Below are 1,336 nucleotides of genomic sequence, written 5' to 3'. Positions count from 1 at the left end.
GGCATCCCCCGAGATCAGCGTCTTCACCGTCACCAGATCGGCCATTTCCTGTGTTTTTGTATTCGTGATTGTACAAACCGCGCCAAAGTTTGTTGCATCCAAACTTGCAGAAATCGTTCGCGCGACGTTGTCAATCGTCACGTAAGACGCCGCTGAACTCCCGTCAGGTTGCAAACAGGTTATATTTGCTGTCGAATCCCAACCATCAATGGCAGCTTCGGATATCGTTAGAACACGAGAACCAGATGCAGGAAGTGCGACCTCGAAAGTTGCGGATTGACCGTCAGACAAACTGGCAGATGAAGGAGTAACAGTTTCGTTGGACGATGCTGAAAACAGAAAAGCCTCAGTGTCGCCGATCGGATCTGTCTGCTTGGTGACCGTGATGTATCCATTTACTATCACGTTGGTTACAGTCGCGGCTGAAGATGAAATACACTTTGCCGACGTGCTAGGTGCAATGTTTGCTGCAGTGCAGGAATTGCCGCTTGCGGAGTTGGCGAAAACCAGGGTGTAAGGAATAGCCAACTCGTTGCTTCCCGTCGCAGGGAGGCACTTGACCTTTACGTCCTGCATAAGCATTGATGCCGAACTGTTCTGATTCCTGAAATCTCCGCACACGTCCCCGTCGGAATCGAGAAAGGGACTCGGTGACGTAGGAAAGAGTGCCAGTGAACATGTCGATCCCGTGTCAAACGTCGACGGCGATACCCCCGTCTCGCCTGTGAACAGACCAATATCGTATCGGCTGGCGCTTCCTCCCTGAATACTCGCCGTTACGTCGATCGTAACAATTTCTCCCGCCCGGCAAGACGCAAGTGCACCGATAGCTGGCTGATCAAAGGACAAAATCGTCGCAAAATCCTGGGACGTACAGTTTAGCGTGCCTCCGAAACGCTCGGCCGCGCAGGTTTGCCCTGAGATTGCATTCACAACACCAGTCTGGGCTTGCGCGGCAACACCTGCTAGGGCGAAAAGTACACTCAAGTATAGAATTTGGAAACTCGCCTTCCACAATCGAAAGACGTGAAGTACAAAAAGGAAAAAAGGCATTCCGAGGTAAACTTTGCCTAGAACGGCAGCAAATACCAACGATCGTTCGGCTTCACCGATAATATTGCCCATTTCGCCTCGACTTTTTTGCCGGCACTCTAGCTGTGTCGGGTTTTTGTCGAAACTAAACCTGATTGGCTGCAAAATTGCAATGGCCAGCCCATGTCAGACAGTTTCTAGCAACTGTATCTCTGATGCTGCCGTCTCGGCCGGGGTGGCATCCCCCGAGATCAGCGTCTTCACCGTCACCAGATCGGCCTCGTCACCCACGGTCACGCTCTCG

1 protein-coding gene is annotated in these 1,336 nt (G+C 51.9%); it reads right to left on the bottom strand.

Going from position 1 to position 1,336, the window contains the following annotated elements; translation table 11 throughout:
* Positions 1-1,125 (bottom strand): hypothetical protein (locus BLT75_RS24260; protein ID WP_143028681.1); only part of this gene is annotated, 1,125 nt, incomplete at its 3' end.
* Positions 1,126-1,336 lie beyond the last annotated feature (211 nt).

It is taken from the genome of Ruegeria marina (assembly GCF_900101475.1).
Classification (GTDB): Bacteria; Pseudomonadota; Alphaproteobacteria; order Rhodobacterales; family Rhodobacteraceae; genus Ruegeria_B; species Ruegeria_B marina.
This window is presented reverse-complemented; position numbering and strand designations above follow the sequence as displayed.